Origin of the sequence: Synergistes jonesii (genome assembly GCF_000712295.1) — a bacterium.
In the GTDB taxonomy this organism is placed as follows: domain Bacteria; phylum Synergistota; class Synergistia; order Synergistales; family Synergistaceae; genus Synergistes; species Synergistes jonesii.
Genome location: NZ_JMKI01000032.1, coordinates 1 through 3,338, shown reverse-complemented (window position 1 = coordinate 3,338; position 3,338 = coordinate 1). Strand labels below are relative to the sequence as shown.

At 54.9% G+C, this 3,338-nt stretch carries 5 protein-coding genes; all 5 read right to left on the bottom strand.

The features are described from left to right. Positions 1-368, bottom strand: a 368-nt coding sequence (locus EH55_RS07385) for a hypothetical protein (protein WP_037976309.1), incomplete at its 3' end; no start/stop codon positions are given. Continuing rightward, positions 365-1,369 (bottom strand): AcrVA2 family anti-CRISPR protein, encoded by a 1,005-nt coding sequence (locus EH55_RS07380; protein WP_037976308.1) that lies wholly within the window; start codon positions 1,367-1,369, stop codon positions 365-367. The genes EH55_RS07380 and EH55_RS07385, both read right to left, overlap by 4 nt. Before the next feature lie 23 nt (positions 1,370-1,392). Beyond that, a complete protein-coding gene (locus EH55_RS07375; RefSeq protein ID WP_037976306.1) occupies positions 1,393-1,842 on the bottom strand; it encodes a hypothetical protein in 450 nt (149 codons plus the stop codon). Between the two features lie 80 nt (positions 1,843-1,922). Further along, a complete protein-coding gene (locus EH55_RS07370) occupies positions 1,923-2,165 on the bottom strand; it encodes a hypothetical protein (RefSeq protein WP_037976304.1) in 243 nt (80 codons plus the stop codon). A gap of 240 nt (positions 2,166-2,405) precedes the next feature. Then, positions 2,406-3,191, bottom strand: a complete 786-nt coding sequence (locus EH55_RS07365) for a DNA-methyltransferase (RefSeq protein WP_037976302.1) — start codon at positions 3,189-3,191, stop codon at positions 2,406-2,408. Between the last annotated feature and the right edge of the window lie 147 nt (positions 3,192-3,338).

The following is a 3,338-nucleotide window of genomic DNA, read 5'->3' as shown; positions in this document are numbered from 1 at the left end:
CCGCGTGACGCCGATAATCTGCGCCGCGCTGAGACGGACATGTATTCATCAGTTACGGAGGATTTTCTTTTCCTCAAGTCGGCGCATGGCGAAAAATACGCCGCCCGACACCTGCCAAGATAGATGTTGGTCAGCCCCTCCGCTTCAGGGTGTATGTTCACGAAGAACTCCTCCGGCAGCTCCGGCGTCCCCTCTCTGTTTTTGAGCGGGTAGAACATTTTCGCGGGACGCCCCTGCACGACGACGAGAAACACTGTACCGTCGCCGGTATAATCCGCTTCGGCCGGCGTGCCGGCGAGCGGGAATTTCTTTATGATTATTTTTTTATCTTTGTCGCTTAACGCTGAAACTGGAAAATACTTTATCATTTTGCTTCTCCTTTATTTTTCTTCACCGCCCGTATCACCGCCGGCAGTTCGTCGTCCGGTCGGACGTTTATCGGGATCGGCGGTATCCAACGGTGTACGAAGCGCCGCTTTTCCGGCTCTTTTCTCGCGCCCGTCCAAAAACCGTGCCAATGGGCGCGGCGGATATGCGGGCGCACTGTCCGCCCTGTCGGCGTTCCGTCGCCGGTATGCCCGCGGCTTTCCGTCGGCGGCGCGAATGACCGTATGGCGGCGCCGATGCGCGCGCCGACGCCCCATTCTGTCGGAGCAGGGCGCGGCAGCCACATTCTGCGCCCGCCTTTCAGTCTTGCGGGCGGTTTCAGCGGCGGGGGGACGCGCCCGTCGTCGTAGTCCGGCTCGTCGCTGCACAGATAGGCGAGCAGCGTGAAAACGAAACGCAGCAGCGCGTCCATCTGGAGATACACCCCGCCGTTCGCCTCCATAAAGTCTATTATGCCTCTTATGTTTTCGCCGACGCTTTCGCCGAAGAGGACGGTATGCGGAAACGGCATGCCAATCCCGATGTCGCACAGCAGCATCAGACGTGACGGCGCGCCGCCTTCTCCGTCGTCGCTCCACAGGCGAGCGAAGAATCCGTCGAGATGGCATCGCCCCGCCGTCTCTACCCATATGCTGGGCTCCGGCAGGCGCGCGAATATTTCGCACGGCGTATTTTCCGGCACGCCGCCGGACGCGAGCTCGTCCAACAGCGTTGGGTCGAAACGGTATATCCCTTTCGACAGCCGCCACTGCGCGAGGTGATAGGCGATGTCTGCCGTCATGCGGGAGTAGTCTTCATCGCCTCCGTCCGGCGGGCGACACGCCGCGATCCATGTCGCCATAGGCACCATATGCGCGGGCAGCCCCGTCGCCCGCTCGATACTCTCCCAGAAGGAGCGCACGGGCCGCCCCTGAAACTGCATGTGTTTCGCGCGAGCCTCGAATGTTTCGAGGATTGCGACGGGACGCGGTTTTTCGATCATGTTGCCCTCCTCCTACATTGGGTCTACAGCCGATAGCCGTACTCGCCGAAAAGTGGCGAGTAATCCACGGGGTTCTCCATCTCTTCGGGCGTTATGATTTTCGTCGTGTCGGCGGCTTCGTCGACGCAGTCGTAATACAGCCAGCAGAATATCCAGTGCCACGAGCGGGCGAGTTTTTCGCGGGCATCTGGTTCCATGTCGCGTGGAAGTTCTTCCATCTTCTCTCTATATATCTCGTTTCTCCATACATTCAGGCTGAGCTGTGCCCAGTGCACTACCGCCAGCTTTTTCAGCAGCCCGCAGCGACGCGCATCGCCTGACCCCAGGCGGATAATCGGCGACTTTTTCTCGCGAACGAGCGTGCCCCACTTCGTGATCCACTCTTTCTCGCGATCCGTTCGCGCGATGTCCAGCGCCGCGGCGATGGCCGCCTCGTGTAGTTTCCAGTCTTCGTTCGTGATTGTGATTTTCATTTTATTTTTCCTCCTCTTTGGTCTCATCAGCACGGGCCCTACCCGTGGACGGGGGGGGGTCCCCCCCCGTTTCGACCTCTCTACGCCCCTTCGACGGTGTCGAAGTCGATATCGTCTGCGCAGGCCATTTCGAAGAGGGACTCCCTATCCGCCGGTTTCCCTGTTCCCGCATCGAAAACTTCCTCGATTTCAACGAAGTCATTGAAATCGCTCTGATACCAGAATTTCTTATCATTCCCGATATAGAGAAATTCAGAGGTAACCTTTTCCCCGTCCGTCATCCAATAGAAGCCTTCTCCCAGTTTCCAGTATTTCGTCGCCATTTTCATTTCCTCCTTTTTTTGTGGGGCGATTGCCCCTCTTCTTTATGTTTCTATTATAACACCCTCGTGTAATTTGTCAAGCGTTTTCATAAAAAAATATGAGATTTTTTTCGAAAAAAAATAAAGGGGGCGGGGACTGCGAGCCCCGCCCTGCACTGCACACATGGAGAGATGTATATAGATGTATATATGTTATTTACATTTGGTGGTCACCCCCCTCTTATGGGTAGGACGCGAGCCCTACCCCTGTAAAAGTCTTCCCTGCGCCGCCGCCTCCGCGATGCGTTTTTTCGCGACTTCGCAAAAGCGTTCTTCTTTTTCTATGCCTATCCACCGGCGCCCTGTGTTCTCCGCAGCAACCGCCGTGCTGCCGGAGCCTATGCAGTTGTCGAGGATCGTTTCTTTCTCATTGCTATAGGTGCGTATCAGGTATTCCAACAGAGGGACGGGCTTCTGCGTGGGATGTTTCGTGCGCTCCCTGTTTTTTACAAAACCGCCGCCGTTGAAATTAGAAAAATCGATAACGGACTCGGGATAACGGCTGCCGTCATCTACCATCACCCCCCCCTTGAACTTACTGTATATTCTACAACGGGCATCCTCTTGGACCCTTATCCGCGGACGATTTCTGCTTTGTGTTTTTTGTGGATTATATGTGGGAAGCGCTTTATAAAACACGCATATATTTTCATGCCCTTTCAACGGCATTTTGTGCGCGTTGAGAAACCCCATCTTCATTGTCTTGCGGTAAATAATTTCATATCGAAACTTCTTGCGGTTGCTGTTTATTATATCGGTTGTAAACGGCTGCTGCGAGAAAAGCACCACAGCCGCATTTCGTTTGCAAATGCGGTTATAGTGCTCCCATAACGGCTCAAATGGGATCACAACGTCCCAATCGCATGCTGTCATGCCATACGGCAGGTCGCAGAGCACCATATCAACACTGCCATCGGGAATATCTTTCATTATTTCGAGGCAGTCGCCGTGATAGAGCTTTCCATTAGGATTTTCATAAAATAGCATTTTTTCTTTTCCCCTCCTATAAACAAAAAGCGGGCCCCCGAAGGAGCCCGCACCGTGCTATACTATCAGCCTAATCCCTGCGCCTATACGACGCAGCCCCCGGTCGGTCTCGGCGCGAGAGCGTGCGGACGCGGGGTTTTATGCTAT